This is a genomic window from Bacillus sp. SB49 (assembly GCF_000469135.2).
Lineage (GTDB): Bacteria > Bacillota > Bacilli > Bacillales > Halobacillaceae > Halobacillus.
This window is the reverse complement of sequence record NZ_CP048117.1, coordinates 3,246,116-3,272,742: the sequence shown is the minus strand read 5'-3', so window position 1 is coordinate 3,272,742 and position 26,627 is coordinate 3,246,116. Positions and strand designations below refer to the sequence as shown.

General features: G+C 51.6%; 26 protein-coding genes and 1 pseudogene. 20 read left to right on the top strand and 7 right to left on the bottom strand.

Translation table 11 applies throughout. The features are described from left to right. Positions 1-44: 44 nt before the first annotated feature. Positions 45-365 carry an ArsR/SmtB family transcription factor gene (locus tag M662_RS17050; protein ID WP_051348893.1) on the bottom strand — a complete coding sequence of 107 codons (321 nt, stop codon included), beginning with the start codon at positions 363-365 and terminating at the stop codon, positions 45-47. 150 nt (positions 366-515) lie between these two features. Between M662_RS17050 and M662_RS17045 the strand changes: the two genes are divergently transcribed. The 5 genes from M662_RS17045 to M662_RS17025 all read left to right on the top strand — a co-directional run bounded on the left by M662_RS17045 (position 516) and on the right by M662_RS17025 (position 3,571). Beyond that, positions 516-863, top strand: a complete 348-nt coding sequence (locus M662_RS17045; RefSeq protein WP_026577891.1) for an ArsR/SmtB family transcription factor — start codon at positions 516-518, stop codon at positions 861-863. 10 nt (positions 864-873) lie between these two features. Next, positions 874-2,169 (top strand): arsenic transporter, encoded by a 1,296-nt coding sequence (locus M662_RS17040; protein ID WP_026577892.1) that lies wholly within the window; start codon positions 874-876, stop codon positions 2,167-2,169. Between the two features lie 24 nt (positions 2,170-2,193). Further along, the gene (gene arsC, locus M662_RS17035) at positions 2,194-2,616 is read left to right on the top strand and encodes an arsenate reductase (thioredoxin) (protein WP_026577893.1); all 423 of its coding nucleotides are present in this window, start codon (positions 2,194-2,196) and stop codon (positions 2,614-2,616) included. 71 nt (positions 2,617-2,687) lie between these two features. Further along, positions 2,688-3,191 carry a GNAT family N-acetyltransferase gene (locus M662_RS17030; protein WP_035388162.1) on the top strand — a complete coding sequence of 168 codons (504 nt, stop codon included), beginning with the start codon at positions 2,688-2,690 and terminating at the stop codon, positions 3,189-3,191. A 182-nt stretch (positions 3,192-3,373) separates the two neighbouring features. Beyond that, a complete protein-coding gene (locus M662_RS17025) occupies positions 3,374-3,571 on the top strand; it encodes a hypothetical protein (protein WP_008632474.1) in 198 nt (65 codons plus the stop codon). Between the two features lie 52 nt (positions 3,572-3,623). On the opposite strand, the pseudogene M662_RS17020 reads toward M662_RS17025, so the two are convergent. Then, positions 3,624-4,052, bottom strand: a pseudogene (locus tag M662_RS17020) (ferritin-like domain-containing protein); the annotation flags it as partial. A gap of 197 nt (positions 4,053-4,249) precedes the next feature. Continuing rightward, the gene (locus tag M662_RS17015) at positions 4,250-5,182 is read right to left on the bottom strand and encodes an LCP family glycopolymer transferase (RefSeq protein WP_008632478.1); all 933 of its coding nucleotides are present in this window, start codon (positions 5,180-5,182) and stop codon (positions 4,250-4,252) included. 127 nt (positions 5,183-5,309) lie between these two features. On the opposite strand from M662_RS17015, the gene M662_RS17010 reads away from it, so the two are divergent. Then, positions 5,310-6,209, top strand: coding sequence for an ROK family protein (locus M662_RS17010; protein ID WP_026577896.1), 900 nt, complete (start codon positions 5,310-5,312; stop codon positions 6,207-6,209). A gap of 74 nt (positions 6,210-6,283) precedes the next feature. Beyond that, positions 6,284-6,655: a hypothetical protein gene (locus tag M662_RS17005; RefSeq protein WP_008632480.1), complete on the top strand. Its 372-nt coding sequence runs from the start codon at positions 6,284-6,286 to the stop codon at positions 6,653-6,655. A gap of 145 nt (positions 6,656-6,800) precedes the next feature. Here the strand turns inward: M662_RS17005 and M662_RS17000 are convergent, their stop codons facing one another. Continuing rightward, the gene (locus M662_RS17000) at positions 6,801-8,012 is read right to left on the bottom strand and encodes an ROK family transcriptional regulator (RefSeq protein ID WP_008632481.1); all 1,212 of its coding nucleotides are present in this window, start codon (positions 8,010-8,012) and stop codon (positions 6,801-6,803) included. 309 nt (positions 8,013-8,321) lie between these two features. Here M662_RS17000 and M662_RS16995 point away from each other — a divergent pair, with 309 nt between their 5' ends. From M662_RS16995 to M662_RS16970, 6 genes are read left to right on the top strand one after another with little or no spacing between them, the layout of a single operon-like run. Continuing rightward, positions 8,322-10,547, top strand: coding sequence for an alpha-galactosidase (locus M662_RS16995; protein WP_008632482.1), 2,226 nt, complete (start codon positions 8,322-8,324; stop codon positions 10,545-10,547). 18 nt (positions 10,548-10,565) lie between these two features. Then, the gene (locus M662_RS16990; protein ID WP_026577897.1) at positions 10,566-11,738 is read left to right on the top strand and encodes a galactokinase; all 1,173 of its coding nucleotides are present in this window, start codon (positions 10,566-10,568) and stop codon (positions 11,736-11,738) included. Beyond that, on the top strand, positions 11,735-12,730 hold the full coding sequence (gene galE / locus M662_RS16985; protein WP_008632491.1) for a UDP-glucose 4-epimerase GalE: 996 nt from the start codon (positions 11,735-11,737) through the stop codon (positions 12,728-12,730). The genes M662_RS16990 and galE overlap by 4 nt, the downstream gene beginning before the upstream one ends. A gap of 5 nt (positions 12,731-12,735) precedes the next feature. Beyond that, positions 12,736-14,247 (top strand): UDP-glucose--hexose-1-phosphate uridylyltransferase, encoded by a 1,512-nt coding sequence (gene galT / locus M662_RS16980; RefSeq protein WP_026577898.1) that lies wholly within the window; start codon positions 12,736-12,738, stop codon positions 14,245-14,247. 13 nt (positions 14,248-14,260) lie between these two features. After that, on the top strand, positions 14,261-15,211 hold the full coding sequence (locus M662_RS16975; RefSeq protein WP_026577899.1) for an aldose epimerase family protein: 951 nt from the start codon (positions 14,261-14,263) through the stop codon (positions 15,209-15,211). Beyond that, positions 15,212-17,167 (top strand): beta-galactosidase, encoded by a 1,956-nt coding sequence (locus M662_RS16970; RefSeq protein ID WP_008632497.1) that lies wholly within the window; start codon positions 15,212-15,214, stop codon positions 17,165-17,167. A 127-nt stretch (positions 17,168-17,294) separates the two neighbouring features. Here the strand turns inward: M662_RS16970 and M662_RS16965 are convergent, their stop codons facing one another. Then, positions 17,295-18,710, bottom strand: coding sequence for a hypothetical protein (locus M662_RS16965; protein ID WP_026577900.1), 1,416 nt, complete (start codon positions 18,708-18,710; stop codon positions 17,295-17,297). Positions 18,711-18,959: 249 nt separating this feature from the next. On the opposite strand from M662_RS16965, the gene M662_RS16960 reads away from it, so the two are divergent. Both M662_RS16960 and M662_RS16955 read left to right on the top strand, forming a co-directional pair. Further along, positions 18,960-19,769 (top strand): DUF3100 domain-containing protein, encoded by an 810-nt coding sequence (locus M662_RS16960; protein WP_008632501.1) that lies wholly within the window; start codon positions 18,960-18,962, stop codon positions 19,767-19,769. Positions 19,770-19,771: 2 nt separating this feature from the next. Then, positions 19,772-20,224, top strand: a complete 453-nt coding sequence (locus tag M662_RS16955; protein ID WP_026577901.1) for a hypothetical protein — start codon at positions 19,772-19,774, stop codon at positions 20,222-20,224. A 239-nt stretch (positions 20,225-20,463) separates the two neighbouring features. Here M662_RS16955 and M662_RS16950 read toward each other — a convergent pair whose 3' ends face one another. Beyond that, a complete protein-coding gene (locus M662_RS16950; RefSeq protein ID WP_026577902.1) occupies positions 20,464-21,177 on the bottom strand; it encodes a DsbA family oxidoreductase in 714 nt (237 codons plus the stop codon). A gap of 124 nt (positions 21,178-21,301) precedes the next feature. Between M662_RS16950 and M662_RS16945 the strand changes: the two genes are divergently transcribed. The 5 genes from M662_RS16945 (at position 21,302) to M662_RS16925 (ending at position 25,929) form a co-directional block, all read left to right on the top strand. Continuing rightward, complete coding sequence (locus M662_RS16945) at positions 21,302-22,150, top strand: peptidoglycan-binding protein (protein ID WP_026577903.1); 849 nt, start codon at positions 21,302-21,304, stop codon at positions 22,148-22,150. Positions 22,151-22,350: 200 nt separating this feature from the next. After that, on the top strand, positions 22,351-22,536 hold the full coding sequence (locus tag M662_RS16940) for a hypothetical protein (RefSeq protein ID WP_008632508.1): 186 nt from the start codon (positions 22,351-22,353) through the stop codon (positions 22,534-22,536). A gap of 29 nt (positions 22,537-22,565) precedes the next feature. After that, positions 22,566-22,853 (top strand): DUF4212 domain-containing protein, encoded by a 288-nt coding sequence (locus M662_RS16935; RefSeq protein WP_328700190.1) that lies wholly within the window; start codon positions 22,566-22,568, stop codon positions 22,851-22,853. A 15-nt stretch (positions 22,854-22,868) separates the two neighbouring features. Beyond that, positions 22,869-24,527, top strand: coding sequence for a sodium:solute symporter family protein (locus M662_RS16930; RefSeq protein WP_026577904.1), 1,659 nt, complete (start codon positions 22,869-22,871; stop codon positions 24,525-24,527). A 505-nt stretch (positions 24,528-25,032) separates the two neighbouring features. Then, the gene (locus tag M662_RS16925; protein ID WP_026577905.1) at positions 25,033-25,929 is read left to right on the top strand and encodes a DNA/RNA non-specific endonuclease; all 897 of its coding nucleotides are present in this window, start codon (positions 25,033-25,035) and stop codon (positions 25,927-25,929) included. A gap of 274 nt (positions 25,930-26,203) precedes the next feature. On the opposite strand, the gene M662_RS16920 is transcribed toward M662_RS16925, so the two are convergent. Next, positions 26,204-26,545 (bottom strand): hypothetical protein, encoded by a 342-nt coding sequence (locus M662_RS16920; RefSeq protein ID WP_026577906.1) that lies wholly within the window; start codon positions 26,543-26,545, stop codon positions 26,204-26,206. Positions 26,546-26,627: the final 82 nt, after the last annotated feature.

Below are 26,627 nucleotides of genomic sequence, written 5' to 3'. Positions count from 1 at the left end.
TTTCCTCCATTCATCAACTTTTTTTGATTTATAAGGTAAAAAAATTAACCGCGACGGAACAGGCAGCATAGCTCTTCTGATAAAAGGTGGTTGATTTCTTTATGTTGGAGGGTGTAATAGCTCCATGTACCCCGTGTTTCTTTCTCGATCAGACCGGCATCCATCAAAATCTTCAAATGATAGGACAGCTTGGATTGCGGGAGCTCCAGCTTCTCAGACAAATCGCAGACGCATACTTCTCCGTATTCGGTAATTTCATGGAGGATGTGAAGGCGGCGTTTGTCTGCCAGCGCTTTGAACTTCTTCTCATAGAGCGCGAATGTATTCGTAAGGGATACATCTGTAAAGGCCATGTTCTCTTTCATGGAATCCTCCTCCTTCATCAATTTTTTTTGATGAATTAATCATATGTCAGAAAATTCGGTAAGTCAAGGATTATATTGGCAGTAAAAAATAAGTTGCATATATAAGCATACACTTATATAATGGCGGTGGATGAAAGGGAGGGGAAGGGTATGGAGCCGAAGACGATCGATTTGGAAAATGCCGCAAAAACGCTGAAGCTGCTTGGAGACAAAACGCGCTTGACGATCCTCGGGATGATCAAGGGCGGCGAGTGCTGCGTGTGTGAGTTCGTGGAAGTGCTGCAGATGAGCCAGCCGTCCATCAGTCAGCATTTGCGGAAGCTGAGAGACGCCGGTCTCGTAAAGGAGCGCCGCAGCGGGCAGTGGGTTTTTTATTCGTTGAATGAAGCACATGAGACGTATTCGATCATCGAGCAGGTGTTAAACCAAATACCTGATCAAAGAGATAAATTAAGAGCATTGGAAGAAGCAGGACTGCGAATCCAGTGCGACATCTAGGGGGATGCACGTGAGTTCAGCCATTATTGCCATCATTATTTTCCTGATCACCCTGACATTGGTGATCTGGCAGCCGAAGAACTTGGGAATCGGCTGGTCGGCCTGCGGGGGAGCCGTGCTTGCCCTCCTGTTCGGCGTCGTCGATTTCCAGGATGTCGCTGATGTAACAGGTATCGTCTGGAATGCCACTTTAGCGTTTATAGCGATCATCATCATATCCTTGATTCTGGATGAGATCGGCTTTTTTGAGTGGGCTGCGTTACATATGGCCCGCATTGCCAAAGGAAACGGAAAGAAAATGTTTATTTACGTCATCCTGCTCGGGGCGCTCGTTTCTGCTCTGTTTGCCAATGACGGAGCGGCTCTGATTCTGACACCGATCGTACTCGCAATGGTCAGGAATTTGAACTTCAAGGAAGCGATGATTCTGCCGTTCATCATGGCGAGCGGCTTCATTGCCGATACCGCCTCCCTGCCGCTTGTCGTCAGTAACCTTGTGAATATTGTATCCGCAGATTTCTTCGGCATTGGTTTCGTAGAATATGCTTCGCGTATGATCGTGCCGAACTTGTTCTCGATTGCGGCGAGCATCCTCGTCCTCTTCCTGTTCTTCCGGAGGAGCATTCCGGGAACGTACGAGGTAAGTCAGCTGCAGGAGCCGAAAAGGGCAATCAAAGATCCTAAAATGTTCCGCCTGTCATGGGGCGTCCTTGCTGTGCTGCTCATCGGGTACTTCGCCAGTGAGCCGCTTGAGATTCCGGTTTCCATCATTGCCGGCATCGTGGCGATTTTCTTCCTGCTGATGGCGAGGAGAAGTGCAGCAGTGGAAACGGCAAAGGTCGTCAAAGGTGCGCCTTGGGCGATCGTGTTCTTCTCGGTCGGCATGTATGTCGTTGTATATGGACTGCGGAACGTCGGGTTGACCGACGTACTGGCAGAGGTCATTCAGTACACAGCGGATCAAGGATTGTTTGCAGCGACTATTTCCATGGGATTCATCGCAGCGATTCTTTCTTCGGTCATGAACAACATGCCGACTGTGATGATCGATGCACTGGCCATTGCAGGAACCGATACATCCGGGACAATCAGGGAAGCGTTGATCTATGCCAACGTCATCGGTTCGGATCTAGGTCCGAAAATCACTCCGATCGGGTCGCTTGCTACATTGCTTTGGCTCCACGTCCTTTCTTTGAAAGGCGTCAAGATTTCATGGGGATACTATTTTAAAGTTGGTGTGATTCTGACGGTACCGACGTTATTCATCACACTGACCGGCCTTTATATCTGGCTGTTACTCTTATAAACCAACACGAAGGAGATGGAAATTATGTCAAACAAACCAGTTATTTATTTTCTATGTACAGGAAACTCCTGCCGCAGTCAGATGGCGGAAGGGTTCGGAAAGAAATACCTTGGGGAGAAATACGATGTGCGTTCAGCGGGAATTGAAGCACACGGATTGAACCCGAATGCCGTGAAAGCGATGAAGGAAGTGGACGTCGATATTACTGATCAAACATCCGACATCATCGATTCTGATATTTTGAACAACGCCGCTTATGCGATTACGCTGTGCGGGGATGCTAACGACAAATGTCCGATGACGCCGCCGCATGTGACACGCTTCCACTGGGGATTCGATGACCCTGCCAAAGCAGAAGGTACCGAAGAAGAGAAGTGGGCTTTCTTCCAGCGCGTCCGTGATGAAATCGAAGCTCGAATTCAGGAGTTTGCTGAGACAGGCAAATAATCAGAAGAAGCCGCCGGGACGGAATCGTTTTGGCGGATTTTTCTATACATAGAAGGAGAGAAGGTGCAGGGATGGGAAGAGAGATTGTTGTGGAACCTATGCTTCCGGAAGATTGGGAGCAGGTGCGGGCCATTTATGAAGCAGGAATAGCGACAGGGAATGCAACCTTCCAGAAGGAGGTCCCATCTTGGGATGACTGGGATGCCGGACATGCTTTGGAGTGCCGAATCGTCGCAAAACGCGACGACGAAATTATCGGTTGGGCGGCCTTGAGTCCCGTGTCGAGCAGATGTGTGTATGCAGGCGTGGCGGAAGTCAGCGTCTACGTCCGCCCGGAAAGCAAAGGGCAGGGAGTGGGCAGCAAATTATTGGAGCAGCTGATTGAGGCGAGTGAAGCGCATGGCTTTTGGACATTACAGGCTGGGATCTTCCCTGAGAACGGTTCCAGCATAGCGATCCATAAGAAAAACGGATTCCGGGAAGTCGGACGCCGTGAACGGATCGGCAGGATGGACGGCATCTGGCGTGATACGGTGTTTCTGGAAAGACGAAGTAATAGAATAGGGTTGGATTGAAAACAGTCTGGTGTCCCAGGCTGTTTTTTTATTGAATGAATGGAAAGGTGTTCGTAAGGGAATGTACTTGGCTGGTCTTTCATAATTAGTACGTGGAAAGTGAGAAATGAAACGTATTGTACTCAATAGGAATTTTTGAAATGATTGGATTATAACCAGGTAGGAGAGAAAGGAAGATATTTATGTGGAGTGTGGTTTATTATGTACTGGCTGTTCTAATCTTCTCTGCACTTTGGAAAGGGATGGATCTTGTGTGGAATGCCTTCGTCCCGCTGAATTATAAAACCAATTTGATCGCCGTTATTTTTGTGATCCCGCTTATGATCATCATATCCTTATTACTCGCTTCTTTTATAAAAAAAGCTCTGAAGAATGGATGAAATCCCTCCGCTTGAAAGAATCCAAGAAGAGGGAATAAGGATAGTGCTTGGATTAAAGAACTCTGGCAAGTCCCCGCTCAAATGCGGAGAGGTGGTTGACGGAAGCGTTGCGTAAGGAGTTGAAAACGATTCGGATGTCTGGAGGCAGCTGGAAAGTTAGAAATTTTTCGTACATCGCGATATTATCGATTTCTCCTTGAACTCCGGCGGCATAGGCGGCTTTTATTGTCTCCGGAGTGGTGACAAGGGAGGCGGATGTGTCTTCCGGTAAAGGGATTTGGTAACGGTCGAACAGCTGCCATAATGCGTAAATATGTCTCATTTCTGCTTCTTTTATTTGCACAAAAGTACGGATGCTGCCGAATTTATTTATTATATCTGCATACCTCGCCTGAGCCAGGTATTCATCCTGAAGGGCGTAGGTCAACATTTGGGGGATGGTCAATGTCGCTGCATTTAACGCACCAACAGCGCCGTAATCTTGACGGATAGACCGTTTATGGCTGTCGTAGGGAGTGTTATACATGGATCTTCCTCCTTTTTATTAAATTATGTGCAGGACGTTTCGGAGGTTCGTTGTCTATTTTCTTCGGACCCTTTAGAGAGTAGACGGATTCTGCCTATCTTCTCGGTAACCTAAAAAACCCCGCATCCTAATCAAGGATGCGGGGTTTTTTATCATTTACCGAAATTCACAATCATGTCGTGCGCTTTCTGGACTTCTTCGTCGCTCATGTAAATCAGGTACATGCCGTTTGTCATCCGGCCTTCCCCGCTCATCTGATACGTAGAGGATTCCTTGCGGGCACTGCTGTATTTCGTCGCCAGACGGCGCATATCACTGAACTCCATGTTCGTGCTGACATTGCTGCCGAGGACGTCGAGAATGTCGTTGATCTTATTGACGACGTTCAAGCTGGCACCTTTGTTGATGATGCCCTGGATGACCTGCCGCTGGCGTTCGTTCCGGCCGAGGTCGCCTTGAGGGTCTTCTTTACGCATCCGAACATAGGCGAGCGCTTCACGTCCGTCGAGATCAAGCTCCCCTTCTTCAAAGGTGAAGTTGCCGGACTTGAAGGCGCGGTCGTTCTGAACGGTTACACCGTTCACCGCATCCACGACCTGGGAGAGTCCTTCCATATTGACGCGGACGTAGTAATCGAGGTCGATATCGAGAAAGTTCTCGACGGTATCGACGGCCATATCGCTTCCACCATAGGCGTAGGCGTGGTTGATCCGCGTAACGCGGCCGTCGCCTGCAATTTCAGTTCTCGTATCCCGCGGGATGCTGACCATCTGCATCTGATCATTGTTCGGATCGAGGGTCATCACGATCATCGTATCAGAGCGTCCGACATCGTTTTCCCGTTCATCGACACCGAGAAGGAGAATATTCAACGGTTCCTTCTTGTCGACCTTCGCTTTCGTTTCTTCGGTATCGATCGACGATACGTCTTCATGTAGATCCTGATTCACGGTCGCCCGTACATTATGGAATATCGTATATAAGTAAATGCCTCCGCCTGCCAGCACGAGAGCTAACAGGACTAAGAGGACTTTCCAGCGTTTCTTCTTTTTACGTTTGCTGCGTTTGAGCTCTTTGCGCCCCATTCCTCCACCCCTTCTCTAAAAAAAAGCGTACTTCTATATTATACGTTTTTTGTAGAATCATGTAAAAGCATGTTTTTAAGAAAAGTGCTACTATTAACTAAATAGTGCGAATAATGAGGGGGATCTTATGGGAATTCATATCGGTGTCGATCTCGGCGGGACGAACGTCCGCACGGGAATCGTACAGGAAGATGGAACGGTCGAACAGCTCATTCAGGAGAAGACGGAAGTGGAAAACGGGGTGGACCGGACGCTTGAAAAAATGATCGACATGATTGAGAGGACCGCCGGCGGCCGAACGATTGATACCATCGGCATCGGAGCTCCTGGTCCGCTCGACCCGCACCGTGGAGTCATTCTCGATCCGCCGAACCTGCCGGGATGGGAAGAGGTGGCGCTGGTGGAACGAATGGAGTCCCACTTCGGCGTCGATGTCCAGTTGGACAACGATGCCAATGCCGCGGCGCTCGCCGAAGCGAAATTCGGAGCTGGCAGAGACTATACGAGTGTTTTCTACATAACGGTGAGTACCGGTGTCGGCGGGGGATTAGTGATCGACGGCCGGGTGTTCAGCGGGGCGCAGGGCTACGCCGGGGAAATCGGCAACATGATCCTGCAGCCGAACGGCTATCAATACAGCAACCTCAATAAAGGATCCCTTGAAAGTTATGCAAGCGGCACGGCGATCGGAAAGAGAGCGGAAGAGTTATACGGCATCGAAGGCGGAGCGGAGCGTGTCTTTGAACTCGTGAAGGAAGGGAAAGAGGAGGCGCAGCACATTGTCGAGGAAGCGGTTGATTTCCTGGCGATGGCGATTGCGAATCTCACCCACATCATCAATCCGGAAGTATTCGTCCTTGGAGGCGGTGTGATGAATGCAGGGGATTTGATCTGGGTTCCTCTTGAAGAGCGGGTGAAGGAGTACCTTTTTCCCGGTCTGATTCCGGAGATCAAGCTCAAGCGTGCAGAGCTGGATGGACATGCCGGCGTCATCGGTGCCGCCCTGCTCCCGCTTCAGAAAAAGTAATAGACTCGTCCGTGCTAATCCATTCCCGCCCGGCATAAGATGGTATAAGCTATCTTTTCTGGAGGAATGTCTGAGTGAGAACGCGTGTCTGGCTGTTGTTGGGGATCGTTCTGCTTACGGGATGTATGGAAAGCGCGACACAGCGGTCGATTGATGAGTTCAAAATACCTGTGACCAATGCTTTGCACTTCGTCTACTTCTATGAGGGGGACCCGCCGGAGGAAAAGGTGCGCTCCCGGCTGAACGGGATGAAAGTGTTCCTTGCCCGGAAGAGCGTGCAGGCCGAAGTCACCTACCAGCCGTTGACGGAGGACAATGAGTATAAGGAAACGTTGAACGTGGAAGACAAACAAATCGTCGTTTTCGATTACAAGGGGATCCGGTTCCAGGCGAGAAACCTCGACGTCCTGGAGGGCATGGTCCTCCAATTTGCGAATAACGGATAATTAAAAAGGAAACCAGCGTCTGCTGGTTTCCTTTTCAGTTTGTTGAAGGAGTATTTATAAGAAAGGAGCGGACGGACTCCGTAAACGGACATCAAACCCCTGACATTCTTCGTATTTCCTTTATCTCCTGTTAATCGGTCCTGATTTATCGGGAGAAGAATTCTTCTAACACGAGGACACAGGCACCGATGGCGGAGGCGTTGGCTCCGAGCTTCGAGAGCACGATTTCCGTTTCTTTCGCCTTTATCGTCAAGCCGCGCGACTGGATCGTCTCACGAAGACCCTCTAATAAAAAGTCACCCGATCTCGCAACACCACCCCCGACGATGATCCGTTTCGGGTTCAGCGTGTGGATCAAATTGGCGAGGCCGATGCCTAAGTAGCGGCCTGTTTGGTTCAACAGCTGGATGCTGAAGGCGTCGCCTTGCAGTGCCGCTTTGTGGACGGTCGCACCATCCACTTTTTCGAGGTCATGGTCGACCAGTTCGGTGATCAAGGAAGGCTTGCCTGTTTTCAGTTCCTTCCGTGCCCGGTCAGCGATGGCGGGTCCGGCCGCGAATGTCTGAAGGCAGCCGTAGTTGCCGCACGGGCACTTCGTTCCGGATAGATCAATAGTGACGTGGCCGATTTCTCCTGCCAGGTGGTTTTCCCCGTGGAATAGTTTGCCGTTGATCATGATCCCGGCACCGATTCCGTTTCCTACATTAATGCCGACGAGGTTATCGGCATCGTTGCCGTTTCCGAACCAATACTCACCGAGCGTCATCGTATGGGCGTCGTTCTCGACTTTGACGATCATGTTGAATTCCTTCTCCAGCTCTTCCTTGATCGGGATATCGTATAGCTGGAAGGAGGGGGCGAATAGGGATGTCCCCTCTTCCGGATCGACGATTCCGTGCATACCGATGCCGATACCGAGAAACTTGTGTTCATCTCCATCGCCGCAGGTCAACAGCTCACGGATGCCGTTCTTCATCGTCGAGATAATATCTTCCTTGGACGGATTCAGTGGTATCTCGAGTTGGAAATCACGCTTCAGCTGACCGAACAGGTTCGTGACGACGAATTTCATCTGATTCGTACCGACATCGACGCCGAGAATATAGAACTGGTCGGCATTGATAGCGAGCAGCGTCGGTTTGCGCCCGCCTTTGGACTCTCCCTGCGTCGTTTCGATGACGAATTTCGTCTGAATCAGCTCTTTGACGATGTTGCTGACTGTCGGGGGAGTGAGGCGTGTCTGTTTTGCAATATCAGCTCTTGAAATGGGGCCGTGCTCACGGATCATGTTCAAAATGATCGAGCGGTTGATCGATTTCATCAACTGGAAGCTGCCCCGTGTATAGTTGGTATTCATAGGATTCCTCCACTATTCATTCTTCGTTTAGCATACCACAAATTCCACTTTTTTAATTAATTTTATTAAGTTGTGAAGAAAGTCCTGTTTGAGGAATCGGGAAAGATGGACATATTTTAACGTCTTAAACGCCTTGGTGATAGGACATAAGGCCGTTACATGAGAATATTTAAAAAATTTACGAAAGGATAGCAGACAAAGCTAGGAAGCTGTGTTACTATTTACATAAATTAAATTAATTAACAAAGTCAAAACGTTGAAATGTAAGCGTTTCTATAGACGGAAGACATAGGAAAGGGTTGGTGAACAGTGTTGATTCATATACACGAAGCGGAGAAACAGTTCCATCTGACAAACGGAAAGATCAGCTATATCTTTCATGTCATGCGTAACGGACAGCTTGGACATTTGTATTACGGCAAAGCCATCCGGGATCGATCCGGATTTGCGAGGTTTCAGGATTATGAGACGGTCGCACCTTCCAGTACGCACGTCTATGAAGGAGAGCTCGGATTCTCAATGGAAACGATCCTTCACGAAGCGACAGCTTATGGGAAAGGAGATTTTCGAGAGCCGGCGGTGAAGCTGGAAGCAGCCGACGGCTCGTACGTTTCTGATTTCCGATTTGACCGTTACCACCTGGAAAAAGGCAAAGCGAAGCTGCCGGGACTTCCTGCGACATTCGCGGAGGAGGAAGAAGCGGAGACGCTGACGATCACGCTTAAAGATGAACCATCCGGTGTAGAATGGGACCTTTCCTATACAATCTTCCGGGACCATCCCGTCCTTTCAAGGAGCAGTATCCTCCGAAACGATGGAACAGAGAAGGTGAAGGTGGAGCGGCTGATGTCCCTGACCGTCGATCTTCCGGACAGCGCGTATGACATGGTCCATTTGGCAGGAGCCTGGTCGCGCGAGCGTCATATCGAAGAACGTCCGCTCCGTCCTGGTATCCAGTCGATCGGCACGAGCCGCGGAGCGAGTTCGCATCAGCACAACCCTTTTCTCGCGTTGAAAAGAAAGGGAGCGACCGAGTTTGCCGGCGAAGTACTCGGCTGTCAGTTCGTATACAGCGGCAATTTCCTCGGGGAAGTGGAAGTCGATCATTACGACCGGACGCGGGTGTCGATGGGAATCAACCCGGATACATTCACGTGGCATCTGGAGAGCGGAGCCTCGTTCCAGGCGCCGGAAGCGGTCCTCGTCTATTCAGAAAACGGGATGAACGGGATGAGTCAGGCGCTGCACGCGCTTCATCATGGTCATTTAATCGCACCGAGATGGCTCGAAAAAGAACGTCCGATCCTCATTAACAACTGGGAGGCGACTTACTTCGACTTCGATGAAGCGAAGCTTGACGCTTTTGCAGAGGAAGCGAAAGATCTCGGCATTGAATTGTTTGTCCTCGATGACGGTTGGTTCGGGAAGCGGAACGATGATACGACATCGCTCGGTGATTGGTTCGTTGATGAAGCCAAGCTGCCGAACGGAATCGGTGCATTAGCGAAGCAGGTGAAGGCGAAAGGGCTGCAGTTCGGTTTGTGGTTTGAACCGGAGATGGTCAGCCCTGTCAGTGACTTGATCAAGGAACATCCGGAATGGGTCGTCGGTGTACCTGGACGCCACCAGACGCTGGAACGGAACCAGAAGGTGCTGGATTATGCCAATCCGGAGGTCGTCGACTACTTGTTCAGCCGGATGGACAGCATCATCAAGGAAACGAAGCTCGACTACATCAAATGGGATATGAACCGGAACATCACAGAACCGTTCTCCCCGCATCTCGAGCATCAGGGGGAGTTCTTCCACCGCTATATTCTTGGAGTCTATGATTTGTATGAGCGCTTGACGTCGGCACATCCGGACGTTTTGTTCGAATCATGTGCCGGAGGCGGGGGACGTTTCGATGCCGGCCTTCTGTATTATGCCCCGCAGGCGTGGGCTAGTGATGACACCGATGCTGCCGAGCGTCTGAAGATCCAGTACGGCACCTCGATCGCTTATCCGCTGTCAAGCATCGGATCGCATATATCTGCTGTACCGAACCACCAGACGTCGCGCGAGACGCCGATGAAGTTCCGCAATGATGTCGCGGTTTTCGGAACGTTCGGATATGAGCTCGATCCGTCCGGTTTGACCGAAGAAGAGAAGTTGGAAGTCCGCCGCCAGATCAAAGAGTTCCAGAACGTCCGCCGCTTGATTCAGACTGGCACCTTTCACCGGCTGCTCAGCCCGTTTGAAGGCGGAGAAACCGCCTGGATCGTCGTGTCGGAGGATGGTACGAAGGCGCTTGCCGGGTGGTATCGCCAGACGTATCACCCGAATCCGAAGCAGGATCAGGTTTTGAAGCTTACCGGACTCGATCCGGACGCAGCTTATAGAGTCACAGGGCAGGATACGGTTTACTACGGGGATGAATGCATGTACCGCGGCCTTCCGCTTCCCGTCGAGTTCAACGGGGCGAATGCACCGCAGGCAGAGCGGGCCGGAGATTTTCAGTCCCAGCTGTTTTTAATCGAAAAGGTAGAAGAATAGAAGGGAGAAGGAGTCAGAATGAAACAATTACGAGATGCGTTCGCAGAGAAGTTCGGCGGGGACCAGGGGGCATTGCTGTTCTTCGCACCGGGCCGGGTCAATTTGATCGGAGAACATACGGATTACAACGGAGGGCACGTCTTTCCATGCGCCCTGAGTGTCGGGACATACGCTGTCGCGAGAAAACGAGAAGATACGAAACTTCGGTTTTATTCGATGAATTTCCCGGAAAAAGGAATCATCGATGCTGATATAGAAGAATTAACATATGAGGAAAAGCACGACTGGGCCAATTATCCGAAGGGAGTCGTCGCTGCCTTCAAGAAGCACGGCTATGCGGTTTCTTCCGGCTTTGATATTGCCTTTTTCGGAAATATCCCGAACGGGGCAGGGCTTTCTTCGTCCGCTTCGATCGAGCTTGTCATGGGGACAGTGCTTGAGGAGACGAGCGATTGGTCGGTGGACAGAGTGGAGATGGTGAAGCTTGCGCAGGAGGCGGAGAACGAATTCGTCGGCGTCAACTGCGGCATCATGGATCAGTTCGCCATCGGTATGGGAAAACGGGACCATGCGGTTCTATTGAATTGTAATACGCTCGACTACCGCTACACTCCGGTAGAGCTTGATTCTCACGCGCTGATTATTGCTAATACGAACAAGCGCCGAGGACTTGCAGACTCCAAATATAATGAACGCCGCTCACAATGCGAGACAGCTCTTGCAGCCTTGCAGACAGAGCTTAAGATTCACAGCTTAGGAGATTTGACAGAGGAGGCATTCGAAGCGCACAAACATCTGATAGACGATCCCGTCGTACAGAAGCGCGCAAAGCATGCCGTTTATGAAAACCGTCGTACCATCAAGGCGGTCGATCTGCTTGATCAGGGGGACATCGAAGGTTTCGGTGCGCTGATGAATGACTCGCACCGCTCCCTGCGCGATGATTATGAAGTGACGGGTCGCGAGCTCGATGCCCTTGTCGAAGCAGCCTGGGCGGAAGGGGCAGTCGGATCCCGCATGACCGGTGCAGGTTTCGGCGGCTGTACGATCAGTATCGTGAAGAAGGATGCCGTTGATTCCTTCCTTACGAATGTCGGAGATCGATACAAAAAGGCGGTCGATCTCGAAGCAGATTTCTACGTGGTGGAAATCGGAGATGGAGCGAAACGTATGGAGGAGGAAAGAATATGACCATTCTCGTATGTGGAGGAGCAGGATATATCGGCAGCCACGCAGTGGCGGAGCTGTTGGACAGGAAAGAAAAGGTGGTTGTCGCAGACAACCTCCAGAAGGGGCATGAGCCGGCCATTCTGGAAGGAGCGGACTTTTACAACGGGGATTTGAGAGATGAAGCATTTCTTGACCGTGTTTTTCAGGAGAATGAGATTGCGGCGGTGATTCATTTTGCCGCTGATTCCCTCGTCGGTGAAAGTGTGGAAGATCCATTGAAGTATTACGATAACAACGTCTACGGAGCCGTCGCTCTCCTGAAGAGCATGGCGAAGCACGGCGTCGATAAGATTGTCTTCTCTTCGACGGCTGCCGTCTACGGGGAACCGGAACAGGTGCCGATCCAGGAGACGGACCGGACAGTTCCGACTAATCCATACGGCGAAACGAAGCTCGCCATTGAGAAGATGCTGCGCTGGACGGAAGAAGCACACGGCATCAAGCATGTCGTCCTCCGTTACTTCAATGTTGCCGGTGCGGATCCGGATGGAAGGATCGGGGAAGATCACCGGCCGGAGTCCCATTTGATTCCAATCATTCTGCAGGTCGCCCAAGGGAAGAGGGAGAAAATCATGATGTTCGGGGATGATTATGACACACCGGACGGCACATGTATCCGTGACTACATTCACGTCAACGACCTTGTCGATGCCCACCTGCTGGCACTGGCGAAGCTTGAAAAATCAGGAGAAAGTGCGACCTACAACCTTGGCAACGGGAACGGCTTCAGTGTGAAGGAAGTCGTCGACGCTGCCCGCAGAGTGACGGGGCATCCGATTCCTGCCGAAGTGGCACCGAGAAGAGCGGGTGATCCGGCTCAGCTCGTGGCATCTTCCGAAAAAGCGATGGAAGAGCTCGGCTGGATACCGAAATATGCCGGTCTTGAAACGATGATCCAAACCGCCTGGAATTGGTTCCAGCAGCATCCAAACGGTTACGGCGGGAAGGAGTGAAGCAAATGGCTGTCTACGAAGATATCGAACGTCTGATTCAGTTCGGTTTGAACAAAAAGATGATTTCTGTCTGGGATGTCGATTACGTCAGGAACCAGCTGTTCCGTGTCATGGAACTTACAGGGAAAGGGCCGGTTCGTATCAACGGCGCAGTAGCGTTGGAGAGTCCGGTGCCGGTGCTGGAGCGTCTGTTGGACGATGCAGCGGCACGCGGGGTTCTGGAAGAGGATACGACGACAGACCGTGATCTTTTTGATACGAAGCTGATGGACTGTCTCATGCCGCGGCCGTCGGAGGTCATCCGGGATTTCTATCACAAATTCGAGAAAGAGGGACCGGAAGCGGCAACGGATTATTTTTATCAACTGTCGCAGGATGCCCACTATATACGTACGGACCGGATTGCAAAGAACAAACACTGGTACAGCGCGACGGAGTACGGGAACTTGGAAATAACGATCAACCTGTCGAAGCCGGAGAAGGATCCGAAGGCGATTGCGGCGGCAAAAGCTGCACCGCCGTCGGAAGCGTACCCATCCTGTCTGTTGTGTAAGGAGAACGTCGGCTATGCAGGAAGGCTCGATCATCCGGCGCGCGATAACCACCGCATCATTCCGATCGATCTGGAAGGAGAGCATTGGTTCCTGCAGTATTCGCCGTATGTGTATTACAACGAGCATGCCATCGTCCTCTCGCGTGACCACCGGCCGATGAAGATATCGAAGGAGGGCTTCGATCGTCTGCTGGATTTCACGGATCAGCTGCCACATTATTTCGTCGGATCGAATGCGGACCTGCCGATTGTGGGTGGTTCCATTCTGAGCCATGACCACTTCCAGGGCGGGCACCATGAATTCCCGATGGCGAAAGCCGAGGAACAGGAAAGCTATCGCCTGCCACGCTTTTCAGATGTGGAGGTGTCGATCGTACGCTGGCCGATGTCGGTGCTTCGTGTGAAGGGAGCGGACCGGCACCGGGTATCAGAACTCGGGGAAGTGATTTTACAATCGTGGCGTGCTTATTCCGATGAGGAAGCGGGTATTTATGCAGAAACGGCGGGGGAGCCGCACAATACGGTCACGCCGATTGCAAGGTACCGGGATGGTCAGTATGAGCTCGGCCTTGTCTTGCGGAACAATCGTACGAGTGAAGAGCACCCGCTGGGTATTTTTCATCCGCATGAAGAGGTGCACCATATTAAGAAGGAGAATATCGGCTTGATCGAAGTGATGGGGCTGGCAGTGCTGCCCGGCCGTCTCGTAGAGGAAATGGAGAAATTGGCCGATGCAATCATGGAGAGCCGTCTGCAGGATGCTGCCAAGGAAGAGGCGACGGCGAAGCATGTCCCGTGGGCACTCGGCATCGATTGGGACAGGTCGTCCAGGGAGGCACTGTGGTCGCAGATCGAGCAGGAAATCGGCAGACGCTTCTCGGAAGTACTTGAGCATGCCGGTGTGTTCAAAAGAGATGAGGCCGGCCAGAAGGCGTTCCGCCGGTTCATCAAACAAATCGTATAAGGAGGAAGAGAACATGATCGATGTATCGACTTATCATAAGAAGAAGTACAAAGGGCTCGAGGCCGTGGTGTTGGAGAATTCCTACGTACGATGTGCCATCCTGCCGGCTTATGGCGGGAAAATGGTGAGTCTGTATGATAAGGAAATCAATCATGAGTGGCTCTATCAGGTGAAGGATAAGCAGTTGACGGTCCCGCCTTATGGAGCGGATTTCTCCAAGTATGACTCCAGCGGATTCGATGAAATGTTCCCGGGGATCGACCGCGGGCCGCATCCGCTGTCGTGGAAAGAAGTGCCGGATCACGGGGAAGTGTGGGCACTTCCCTGGGAGTACAAAGAGAACAACGGCTGTATCGAGATGTATGTAGACAGTCCGGTGTTTCCGTATCGTTTGAAGAAAAAAGTCGGGCTGTATAAGAACGTCGTCGTAACGTCCTATGAAGCGAAAAACTACGGCGATGAGCCGTTTCCGTTCATCTGGACGCCGCATGCGCTGCTTAATTACAACGAGCATACGGAGATCGAAGTTCCGGAGGGCGCCGATAAGGTGATGAATGTGGAGAAAGGTACGAAGCATCTCGGGGATTGGGGGACGGTCCATGATTATCCGGTTACGACATCCTTGTCTACCGGGGAGAAGATCGACCTCTCGAAGCTTGAACCTCTCGAGGAAGGAACGATGGAGAAGTTCTATTTCACTGAACCGCTGCAAAAAGGGTGGTGCACGCTTTCCCAGCCGGAGCTCGGCAGGAAGCTGACGTATGATTTTCCGGAGGAGATGGTGCCTTATCTCGGCATCTGGAAGACACGCGGCGGCTACCGCGGGGAGCATAACGTCGCGCTTGAGCCGTGCACAGGCGTCTACGATGACGTGTACGTGGCGGACAAGATCGGGAAGGCTTCCTACATTCCTCCAAAAGGAACATATAAATGGACATTGACGATAGAAACGGGGGAGCGTTAGATGACATATTTGGGAGTCGATTATTATCCGGAGCATTGGCCGGAGGAAATGATCGATGAAGACATCAATGGAATAAAAGGGCTGGGTGCGAATATCGTCCGGATCGGTGAATTCGCCTGGCATAGGATGGAACCGGAAGAGGGAAGATTCGACTTCTCCTATTTCGACGGGGTTATGAAGAAGTTGAAGGAAGCGGGGCTGTCCGTCATGTTCGGCACGCCGACAGCGACGTTTCCGGCCTGGCTCGCGAAGAAACATCCGTCTATCCTGTCAGAGGATGAACAGGGACAGACGCGTGTCTTCGGAGGCCGCCGGCAGTACTGCTTCAATTCTGATAAATACAAGGAATATGCGGCGAGGATCACAAGGGAACTCGTCGCCCATTACAAGGATGAAGAGGCGATCATCTCCTGGCAGATCGATAATGAGATCGGTCACGAAGGCAGCGACCTCTGCTATTGCGATCAATGCCACCAGGCATTTCAAAAGTATTTGGAAAAGAAATATGCTTCCATTGAGGAATTGAATGAGACGTGGGGGACGATTTTCTGGGGACAGACGTACAACGACTTCTCGGAAATTCCTCATCCAAAGCCGACGATCACCACACACAATCCAAGTTTGAAGCTGGAGTGGGCGCGGTTCCGTTCTTACTCCATCAACAGCTTCACTCATGAGATGACGGAGATTGTAAAAGAGTGTAAAGGCGGGCATCAGACGGTGACGACGAACGTGTCGGGAGGTTTCTTCAATAAATCGTTCGACCATGAAGAAAACGTAGAGCCGATGGACTTCGTTTCTTATGATAACTACCCGGTGTGGGGCGGCCTTGAGAAGCCGGTACCGCGGGAATCCATCGCGATGACCCATGATTTCAACCGGGGGCTGCTCGATCAGAACTATTGGATCGTGGAGGAACTGATGGGCGCGCAGGGGCACGACGTCATCGGCTATCTGCCACGGCCGGACCAGGCGAAGATGTGGTCGTATCAAGCCTTCGCCCACGGCTGTTCCAATATGCTCTACTTCCGCTGGCGCGGGATGACGAAGGGAGCCGAGCAGTTCTGCTTCGGTGTCGTCGATCATGATAACGTTTACGGACGGAAGTATAAGGAAGTCCAATCGCTGTTTTCATCGATCAAAGATCATTCTCGACTGCTGGATGCGAAGATTGAAGCGGACGTAGCGGTTCTGTATGATTACGATAATATTTGGTCATGGCGCGCTCAGATTCAGAGTAAAGATTTCGATTTCAATGAAGAACTGCTGCGACTCTATCGTCCGTTCTATCAGTGGAACACGGCGATCGACGTCATTCCTGCCGGTCGGGACTTCAGCGGTTACAAAGTCGTCGTCGTACCTGTTATGCAGATGATGGAACAGGGGCTCGCGGACCGGCTTCATGCATTCGCAGACAGAGGCGGAACGGTCATTTTCTCCTATCGTACGGGACTGAAGGACAAAGACAACAACATCCGTCTTGGAGAAACCCTTCCGGGGCCTGTCAGTAAGCTCGTCGGTGCAAGAGTCGAGGAGATTGAATCACTCACAAAAGAACATCGTCTCGCTATCCGCGGGGAAGAAGAATGGGAAGGTGCCGCCGCTTATGTATCCGTTTGGCGCGACCTGCTCGTTGCGGAAGAAGCGGAAGTCCTGTTCCGTTACACCGACACGTTCTACAAGCAGTTTGCTGCGGTAACGCGGAACCGCTACGGAAGTGGAGATGTCTACTACATCGGCGGCGGTCTCGATGCAGATACGCTGAAAGAGCTTGTCCAGCCGATTATAGAGAAGCACGGAATCTTCCACGTAGAGTCGGAAGAGGATGTAGAAGTATACCGCCGCACAAGCGAAGAGGGAAGCTTCCTGTTCGTCATGAACCACGGCGAAGAAGTCCGCTCCTTCGAGGATGTGGAGCTCGCTCCATACGAAAGTCGGATCATCAAACAAGAGTAGAAGAAAAAGACCGAACGCCTCTGCTGCGTTCGGTCTTTTTTTGTTTATGGTTGGAAGGGGCCTGCACTTAAGGAGAATGGAGCTGTTGTATGGCGGAGGGCGGAGGGAAATGGGGCAGACTATCTCCTTAAAACAGGAAGATGGCCAGGGTAGTGGATGCGATCAGGCCGAGGAGGACGGGGAAGAAGTTCTTCCGGACGAGTTCCATCACGGGCACGCCGCAGAAACCGGCAATCGCAATCAAGGACGACCAGGCGATGATCGTTCCTCCTCCCGTCCAGATCGATCCCATCTGTCCGATGGCAGCAAGCGTTTCGACATCGATCTGACCGTTCGCAAGCGACGCCGATAATGCACCGGTCAGAGGGAGGCCGGAGAATCCGGAACCGTCGAGCCCTGTGATGATCCCGATCAGAAGAATCGAGAATGCAGTCCAAACGGCGCTCTCCGGCAGGAACTGCTGGATCGACTGGACAAGGTCGAACAACAGCGACGGGGCGGAATCGGCGGACAGGACCAGGATATCTTTAGCGAAATCCGCACTTCCGAGAAAGAAGAAGCCGGCAATCGGAATGACCGGTCCCATCGCCCGGAAAGCGAAAACGAAGCCTTCGGTCAAGTGTTTGCTGACATCATCAAGCGCCCGCAGTTTTCCGTGGGCGGTCGCAGAAAGCAGAAGAAGCAGGACGGCGACACCCCCGATAAAGGCAGCACCGGTTCCTCCTTCAAACCCGCCCATTCCGCCGGAAGTCACCTTCGTAGTGACCATGTAGATCATGATCGCCAGCATAGCGAGTGGGACGAGAATGGCGAAAAGTCTGCTGAAGAACGGATGCGCGTCTGTCCCATTTATATCGTCTGTCCCCTGCATGGCAGCAAGCTCCCGGCTGTTTTCCGGGTCTCCTTTTTTACGGAACGATTTCCGATGGAAGAGGTAGACGAGACTGATGGCGACGGCTCCGGTAATGAGCGAAAGAATCATCGCTTGATCCATGACCGCAGCAGTTTCCACACCGGCGGACTTCGCAGACAGTCCCGGTGCGACCTGGATGATGTAATCCGAGGAAAGTGCCATCCCCTGCCCGGCGATGGCGACGACGACCGCAGCTGTCATCGCCGGCAGTCCGGTGCGGATGGCCGCTGGAACGAGCAGGGCACAGATGAGCGGCACGGCCGGTGTCGGCCAGAAGAACAGGGAGACGATATAGGTGACGGCAAGCAGGACGAAGAAGGAGAGATGGCTGTTGACCATCACCTTTTCTATCGGTTGAATCATTTTCGTATCGGCGCCGAGATCCCGGAGTGACCGAAGCAGGGCGACCATGAAGGTAATGATCAAGAAGATGTTGAACAGTTCTCTGGCCGCGACCAGGTTGGCCTGGAACACGCCGATGAAGCCGCTGACGATGCTGCCGTGGAAGACCCACGCGACGAGGAACGTTCCGAGCAGCGTCGGAAGGACGACTCCTTTTCTGAAAATCATCGTAACGATGATGAGGAAGGTGAACAAACCATAGATCCAATGAGACAGGGTTAGTTCCACCATAGTGCCTCCTTTCTTTCTACGACACGCGTAGACACTATAGGCTATTCACCGGGATCTGAAGGAGTGACGGGCACGGCGGGAACGATCGGAGAATTTTTTCTTGGAGGGGTGGTCCGCGTCCAGACGGCACCTGTATCGAATCATGTCAAAATCTGCCCTTGATTTGATTGTTTAGATAATTATAATTATTAGTATTATTCGAGAAAGGAGCAGCCGGAGAGAAAACATCATCTAGGGGGATATGTCTTGGAACAGAAGCTGACTAACATTTGGAAAGACTGGCGCCTTCATGCCATCGTACTGATCATCGTCGTACTTACGGAATTCATCGGAACCCATTCCTTCACGGTCGGGCCGGGCGTCGTCCTGCTCCTGCCTATGCTTTATGCCATCATCATCGGTCTTGCTTTATTCTTCACACCGCTCATTAAGGAAAAACAGGCGAAAAACGCCGAACCGCTTATCATTCTCGGTGTAACGCTCCTCATTGCGAAAATAGGTGTTGTCATCGGTCCGTCGCTGCCGGAGATCATCGCCGCAGGCCCTGCCCTGCTGCTTCAGGAGTTCGGAAATCTCGGCACGATCTTCATCGCACTCCCGGTCGCTGTCCTGCTTGGGTTGAAACGGGAAGCGATCGGTATGACGCACTCGGTCGCGCGGGAGCCGAACGTCGGACTGATCATGGATAAATACGGCTTCCATTCACCGGAAGGACGGGGAGTCATGGCCATTTACATATTCGGTACCGTCTTCGGCGCGGTATTCATGGGATTGATCTCCGGTTTTCTCGCGACCATCACACCACTCAGCCCGCTGTCGTTCGCGATGGCATCCGGAATCGGGAGTGGAAGCATGATGGCTGCGGCCAGCGGCTCTCTCGTCGCCGCCTTTCCGTCTATGGAATCGGACATCCTCGCGTTTGCCGGTGCGAGTAACCTCCTTTCTCTTTCGACAGGCCTTTATATGAGTATCTTCATCGGACTCCCGCTCACAGAGAAGATGTACCAACTGCTCACCCGGGAGAAGAAAACAACGAAGAAAACGGAGGAGGTCTGATTATGTTGAAAACGATTCAAGAGTGGGTGCTCCTGCTCGTAATTTTCGGTATCGTTTCCCTGCTCGGGAACAGGATCGGTTATGATGTCGGTATCGTCGAAGCCCTTCCCGGAATGGTCATTCTCGTCATCATCTGCCTGATCGGTCTGCTTCTGGGGAAAGTACTCCCTGGAAGCATTCCGAGCGTCGCTTATGTTGCCATTGTCGGCGTGTTGTTCTCGATGCCGTGGATGCCGGGATCGGATTACATCGTCGCTGCGACGAATGAAGTCAACCTGCTCGCGTTGACGACACCGATCCTTGCCTATGCCGGGATCGCGATCGGCCGTTCGTGGGCCGACTTCGCGAAGCTCGGCTGGCGCTCGATCGTCGTCGCCGTCTTCGTCATGTTCGGGACGTTCCTCGGCTCAGCGTTAATCGCGGAAATCACGCTCCGCATCCAGGGAATTATTTAATACGATTGGGTACCAGCAGCTTGTAATCCGAGGTCCAATAATCCTATTAGGGAGAGCGGGCTCCGGGAAAGGAGAGGCTTTCCATGGGGCGGCCGGTGAGCCCATCGGATTCCCTCCTTTCCCTACGCCCTTTGCCGGATAGGAACTCCCTTCAGCCTGGCGCACGCGGATCGAATATCTATTTTATTACATACAAAAAAAGCGCGGGAACCAAACGGGTCCCGCGCTTTTTCTTATTATTATTCCTTATTTCCCGGTACTTCACAGCCGTCGTCGGTGCAGACAGCGCCTTGGTCCTGGGATAAATCCTCGAATACCGGCTTTTCTTCAGCAAAGGCTTTCTCCAGCCCCTGGACAAATACTTCCGTCGGCTGGGCGCCGGACACGGCATACTTACGGTTGATGACGAAGAACGGTACGCCTTGGACGCCGATCTGCTGCGCTTCAGCTTCCTGGGCGCGGACGGCTTCCGTATAGCCGTTTCCATTAAGCACACCCTTCACATCTGCTTCATCCAGACCTGCTTCCGTTGCAAGTGCGACGATCGTGTCGTAGTCGCCCACGTCTTTGGACTCCGTGAAGACGGCATGAAGGAAACGCTCGGTATAGGATTTGCCGACTCCTTTTTCATTAGCGAGCTGAGCGACACGGTGAGCGTCGAACGTGTTCGTCGGTTTCATCGTATCGAAGCGGAAATCGAGACCGACCGTTTTCGCCTGCTCGGTCATGTTGTCGGTCATGCCTTTTGCTTCCTCCAGGCTGCGGCCGTATTTCGCAGCAAGGCCTTCTACAACAGATTTACCGGTGTTCTTCTGTGCATTCGGATCAAGCTCGAAACTCTTATATTCCACGTCTACGTCTTGTCCCGGGAACTGCTCAAGCGCTGCTTCCAGACGGCGCTTGCCGATATAGCAGAACGGACAGACGAAATCGGACCATACTTCTATTTTCATTGTCGTCACCTCTTCATTAGATTACGTTTCTATTCTACGATGATTCCTGCTTCGATTGCGAGCCATCTGTTTAGACACCATGGAAGGGTCTCTTTTCGATTGTAAAAGTGGGAGGGGATTAGTCATGATAAGTGTAGAAACGTTAAAGAAACGCAGCTTGGAACGAATCGGTGAGGTTCATATGGAAGTAAAGAAGAAAGTGATCGAATTAATTGATGCAGCCTATGAGGAAGGAATCGCTGTCCAAATGTCCTCCGGCTATCGTTCCCATACCCAGCAGGCAGCGATCTACGGGCAGGGGAGGCCGGGGTATCATTGGAACGGCGTTCATTACGGCAGTGCGGGACGAATCGTCACCTACGCCGAGCCGGGGGAAAGCAACCATCATTCCGGAAGGGCGGTCGACTTCTTCCTCGTTTCACCCGAAGGAAACGAAGCGCTCTGGGTCGTCGACAGCCGTTGGAGACGGGTCGCTGCGCTTGCCAAAGGGCTTGGATTCTCGTGGGGTGGGGACTGGAAATCATTCAAGGATTATGCCCATCTGGAATGGATGGAGGCAGAGAAATGGGCAGTAGTGCTTAAGGCCGGAAGCAGTGGACCTGCTGTACGCATACTTCAAAAGCAGCTTGCGGATCTCGGCTATCCGCTTGGTCCCTCAGGGGTGGACGGACGTTTTGGACCTGCCACGATGCAGGCAGTGATGATGTTTCAGGAAAAAGAGGAGCTTGCCGTGGACGGTAGCTATGGTCCGAAGACCCGCACCCGCTTGAAGATGCGTACGTACACGGGCGTCCTGAAACAGGGGGCACGAGGTTTGGCCGTCGGTGAGGTGCAGAGAAGGATAGGCGTCTCTGTGGACGGATCATTCGGTCCGAAAACAAAGGAAGGCGTGAAGACTTATCAGGAGCAGCACGGCCTGGAAGTGGACGGAATGGTCGGCCCTAAGACGTGGCGTCATCTTTTTGGTAAGTAATCGAGAAAAAGCTCCCGGACCCGGGGGCTTTTACCTTTTACAGGGGTAAAATGTCCCGTGTCATTGTCCTTGATTTTACGATATGTTTTTCCATCGGTTGACAATAATTCCAAGGTCTATAATAATGACAGTTGTAATATTCAGTATTTTCTAATTATTTTCGTGCGCTTAATTGGAAGCGTATACAAAGGAGGTGTGCCATGCTCATTCCCATCGTACTCGGTTTGCTGACAATCCTTTCTGTCGTTCTCGCACTCCGCAGAAAGCGTCCGATATTCCTTTTGCTGCCGCTTGCCGGGGTTCTCGCCACTGCTCTTATCAAAATCATCCAGGTGCCTATGCCGTTTTGGGAAACAATTCAATTCATCTTCGACCTGAGGGGATGAAACCGAAGGGAAGGATTACAGTGAAGAAAATGGATCCAGCACGGGCGAAGGCGTACTTTCGTCTTCGTACGACTTTGATCGGCATCTACCTGGCGGTCGGAGTTCTCGCTTCGTTTGTCATTGTCCTCTTTGCAGAACGTCTCTCGTCGATTGAAATAATGGGGATCCCATTGCCCTACTACATGGGGAGTCAGGGGGCAGTGCTCGTCTTCATCCTCCTGCTTTTCTTCAATGCCGCAATCAGTGATGCCGTAGATAAGAAATTCGGCTTGACCGAGCAGCCAGTAGAAGAAAAAGATAAAGCCGCAAACCAATAGGATAGGGGGAAGAACATGGATGCACAATTTCTCGTTTCACTTGCACTGATCGGAGGGACCTTCGCCTTATACATAGGAATCGCCCTCTATAACAAGGCCAGACAGACGTCGGATTTCTATGTAGCGGGAAGAGGGGTGCCGCCTGTTTTCAACGGAATGGCGATCGGCGCAGACTGGATGAGCGCCGCCTCCTTCATCGGTATGGCGGGGACGGTCATGATCCTCGGCTATGACGGACTTGCTTATATCATGGGCTGGACAGGCGGGTATCTGCTGCTCACCTTCCTGCTCGCACCGCAGCTCAGGAAGTACGGGCGTTACACGGTGCCGGAATTCATCGGCGACCGTTATAAAAGCAATGCGGCCCGCCTGATTGCAGCGGTTGCGACGATCATTATCAGCTTTACCTACTCGATCGGCCAGCTGTCCGGATCCGGTGTCGTCATCGGGCGTCTGCTTGAGGTGAACACGGTCATCGGTACGCTGATCGGGGTCGTGCTTATCGCCTTTTACTCGGCGCTCGGTGGAATGAAAGGCATCACCTGGACCCAGGTCGCTCAATATTTGGTGCTCATTGTTGCCTATTTGATCCCGGTCATCTTCATGTCGCTGCAGCTGACTCAGAATCCGCTGCCGTGGTTGTCTTATGGAGGCGTCATCGAAGAGATGCGGACCCTCGACCAGCAGCTCGGTATCTCGGAATATATCGTGCCGTTTACAGAGGCGACGAAATGGCAGTTCCTCGCTCTCATGTTCACATTGATGGCAGGGACGGCCGGGCTTCCACACGTCATCGTCCGTTTCTATACTGTAGCGACGATGAAGGCTGCCCGCTGGAGCGGGGCGTGGGCGCTGTTGTTCATCGGTCTTCTTTATTTGTCTGCTCCTGCTTATGCGGCTTTCTCCCGGTTCATCCTGATGACCGAGGTCGCCGGCTCTTCCCTTAACAACCTGCCGGCGTGGACACAGCCGTGGGTCGATACGGGGCGGTTGTCGCTTGCCGATACGAACGGCGACGGGATTCTGCAATGGTCGGAACTCGTCATCAGCAATGACATCGTCGTCATGGCGACTCCGGAGATCGCCGACCTGGGTATCTTCGTGATCGGTCTCATGGCTGCCGGTGCGATGGCTGCTGCCTTATCAACGGCGGGCGGGCTGATGATCGCGATTTCGGCTGCCTTGTCGCATGACATCTACTATCGTTCCATCAATCCGAAGGCCTCGGAAGCGCGCCGCCTGTTCGTCGGGCGTTTGTCCATCGTGCTTGCTACCGTTGCTGCTGGGCTGATTGCGCTCAATCCGCCTGGTGCGATTACGCAGATTGTCGCCTGGGCGTTTGCACTCGCTTCGGGATCGTTCTTCCCGGCACTGCTGCTTGGTGTCTGGTGGCGGCGTTCGAACGGACCTGGCGTCATCGCGGGGATGCTCGTCGGCTTATCTGTCACACTCGGCTACATCTTTGCTGCTAAATACGGTGGGTTTACGATTCTCGGGATCATTGATACGGGGGCGGGCGTGTTCGGGGCGATTGCTGCCATCGTTGCCAACATCACGGTATCGCTCCTGACGAAAGCGCCGTCCCAGGAGACGCAGGATGAGGTGACGGACCTTAGGTATCCGGAGCAGATCGAATATAAAGATGGAGAGTTTTGGATGAAAAATGTGAAGTGATCCCTGGAGGTCTTTTGCCGGCCGGTTTCCTGAAAAGGGAACCGGCTTTTTGAGGTGCACGGGCTGCCGCCGGGGATTTCCGTGCAGGGCTGCGCTTTCCGCGGGCGGACGGCGAGCCTCATCAGAGCTCCGCTCTTCCGGGGTCTCTCCAGTCTCGCTGTTCCCGCAGGAGTCTCCGCCCTGCCCTCCAATCCCCGGCTGGATGAGAGGAGTGCTGTGAATTCGAATGTTCGTGCTTGGAAGTATCAGCCGGCGGCGTGTTGTTCGTCTGTTTAATGGAACGGGCATCGCTGACAGAAAAATGGGGAACGTTGCTTTTTCTTATGTTAGGGTTCACTATGTAAAAGGGCCATTCGATTAGTAAGAGGAATACATAATGTAAAAAGAACGGGCACAAGGAAACAAGTCTTATAAGCACTTGATCTTGTTTTCTAATCTGCAATCAGCTGTTTGTTTAACAAGGGCGGGCGTCTATTGCAAAAAAACTTAAATAGGAGGGTCTGAAATGAAAGAGAAAGCAAAGTTTTTTATCGTACTTTTCCTGTTTTTCTTTATCACTGGATGTGCGAATGTTGAAGATACATCTATGAAAGAGGAAGGGACGGATCAGCAGGAAGAAACGGCCTCGGCGGTTGTTGATCAAGATACGTCCGAAACGAATGATGCACCGTTTGAAGGATACGAACTCCTTGAGGTGGACGGCGGTGATCTAAGCGGGGAAAGGGAATCAAATGTTGTCGTAGACATAGGGTTTGGTGACAGAGAGTACTGGGCATTTACGAATGAGCATGGTCAATTAATAAGAGTCGTTGCGGATGAAATTATTCTCCAGGATGATGACAAAGAACCTGTCTTATCCAGTGGTAGATATTTTTCGGACGAAGCGAAAGTACCAGGTGTCGAAAGTGATGTGTTAGACGAAGGTCATGTTATTGCAGACTCTTTGGGAGGGGTGTCTAATGCTTATAATATTACCCCTCAGGAAAGTACGCTGAACCGTCATGGCGACCAATCGTACATGGAGAATATGATAAGCAAAGCCGGAGGCGCAACTAACTTTGAAGCCGTGATTTCGTACCCGGATACGGAAACGCAGATCCCTTCCGAGTATCAATATACTTACACGATAAACGGCAGCGAGGTTGTAGACACTTTCGAAAATGTCAACCCGGATGAAGTCAATGAGTCGTTGGGTTTAACAGGGGACAGCGAACCTTCGAATGCGGAGGACAGTTCTCGTTCCATGGAAGAAGGGGATGTTTCGAGCATTGATACGAACGGCAATGGTCAAGTAACCATTCAAGAAGCGAAAGACGCCGGTTTCAGCATGCCGATCACGGACGATCATTGGTTGTATCCGTACATGAGAGATAATGATGGGGATGGGATGGTTGGAGAATAATAATTAAATTATAGTAAGTATTTAAAAGCCGGTCCTCTTACATCAAGGGAGCCGGCTTTTTGACTTTGAGAGTCCAATTAAGTAAAGCACTCTTTTAACCAAGCTTGTTTTTGATTTCTCTCAATTCCTTAAGTATTTCATTTTGTAATTCCATTCTTTTTTCATTTTGATCCATTATTTTAGCGTAATCCTTTTTATAGCTAAAAAAATTAGAAAAGAAGGAATTAGGATAATGGCAGAATAAAAGAGGGTGGCTTCCATGACATTCACCTACCTAGAAAGTAATATCCACATCTATATCTTCTCCCAGAGGTTCTTCATCACTATTTTGGGGAGCTTGGATATGGAGGGTTAATTCATTAATATCATCAACATCTGATTCTTCCAGGAAGAATGTGAAGACTCTAATTAACTCATTTTCACCGAGTACATCTTTGTTTAGACCATCACTCATAAAAGCATTTGGAGAGCTTATTTCCTCTCCTGTATTTGTGGCTAATGATAAATGTTCACGGGTGAATGAAATATCTTCATTGGAAGTAGATACTTTTGTCCCAATGGCGACATATTCCACATCTTCTCTTCCGATGTTTTTGATTACTGTTTCATGTACCACTTTTTGACACTAAAAAAACAATAAGAATGTTCCATTACAGATTGAACATGGGCTGTTCGTAAAAAAAATTCATATAAGGATC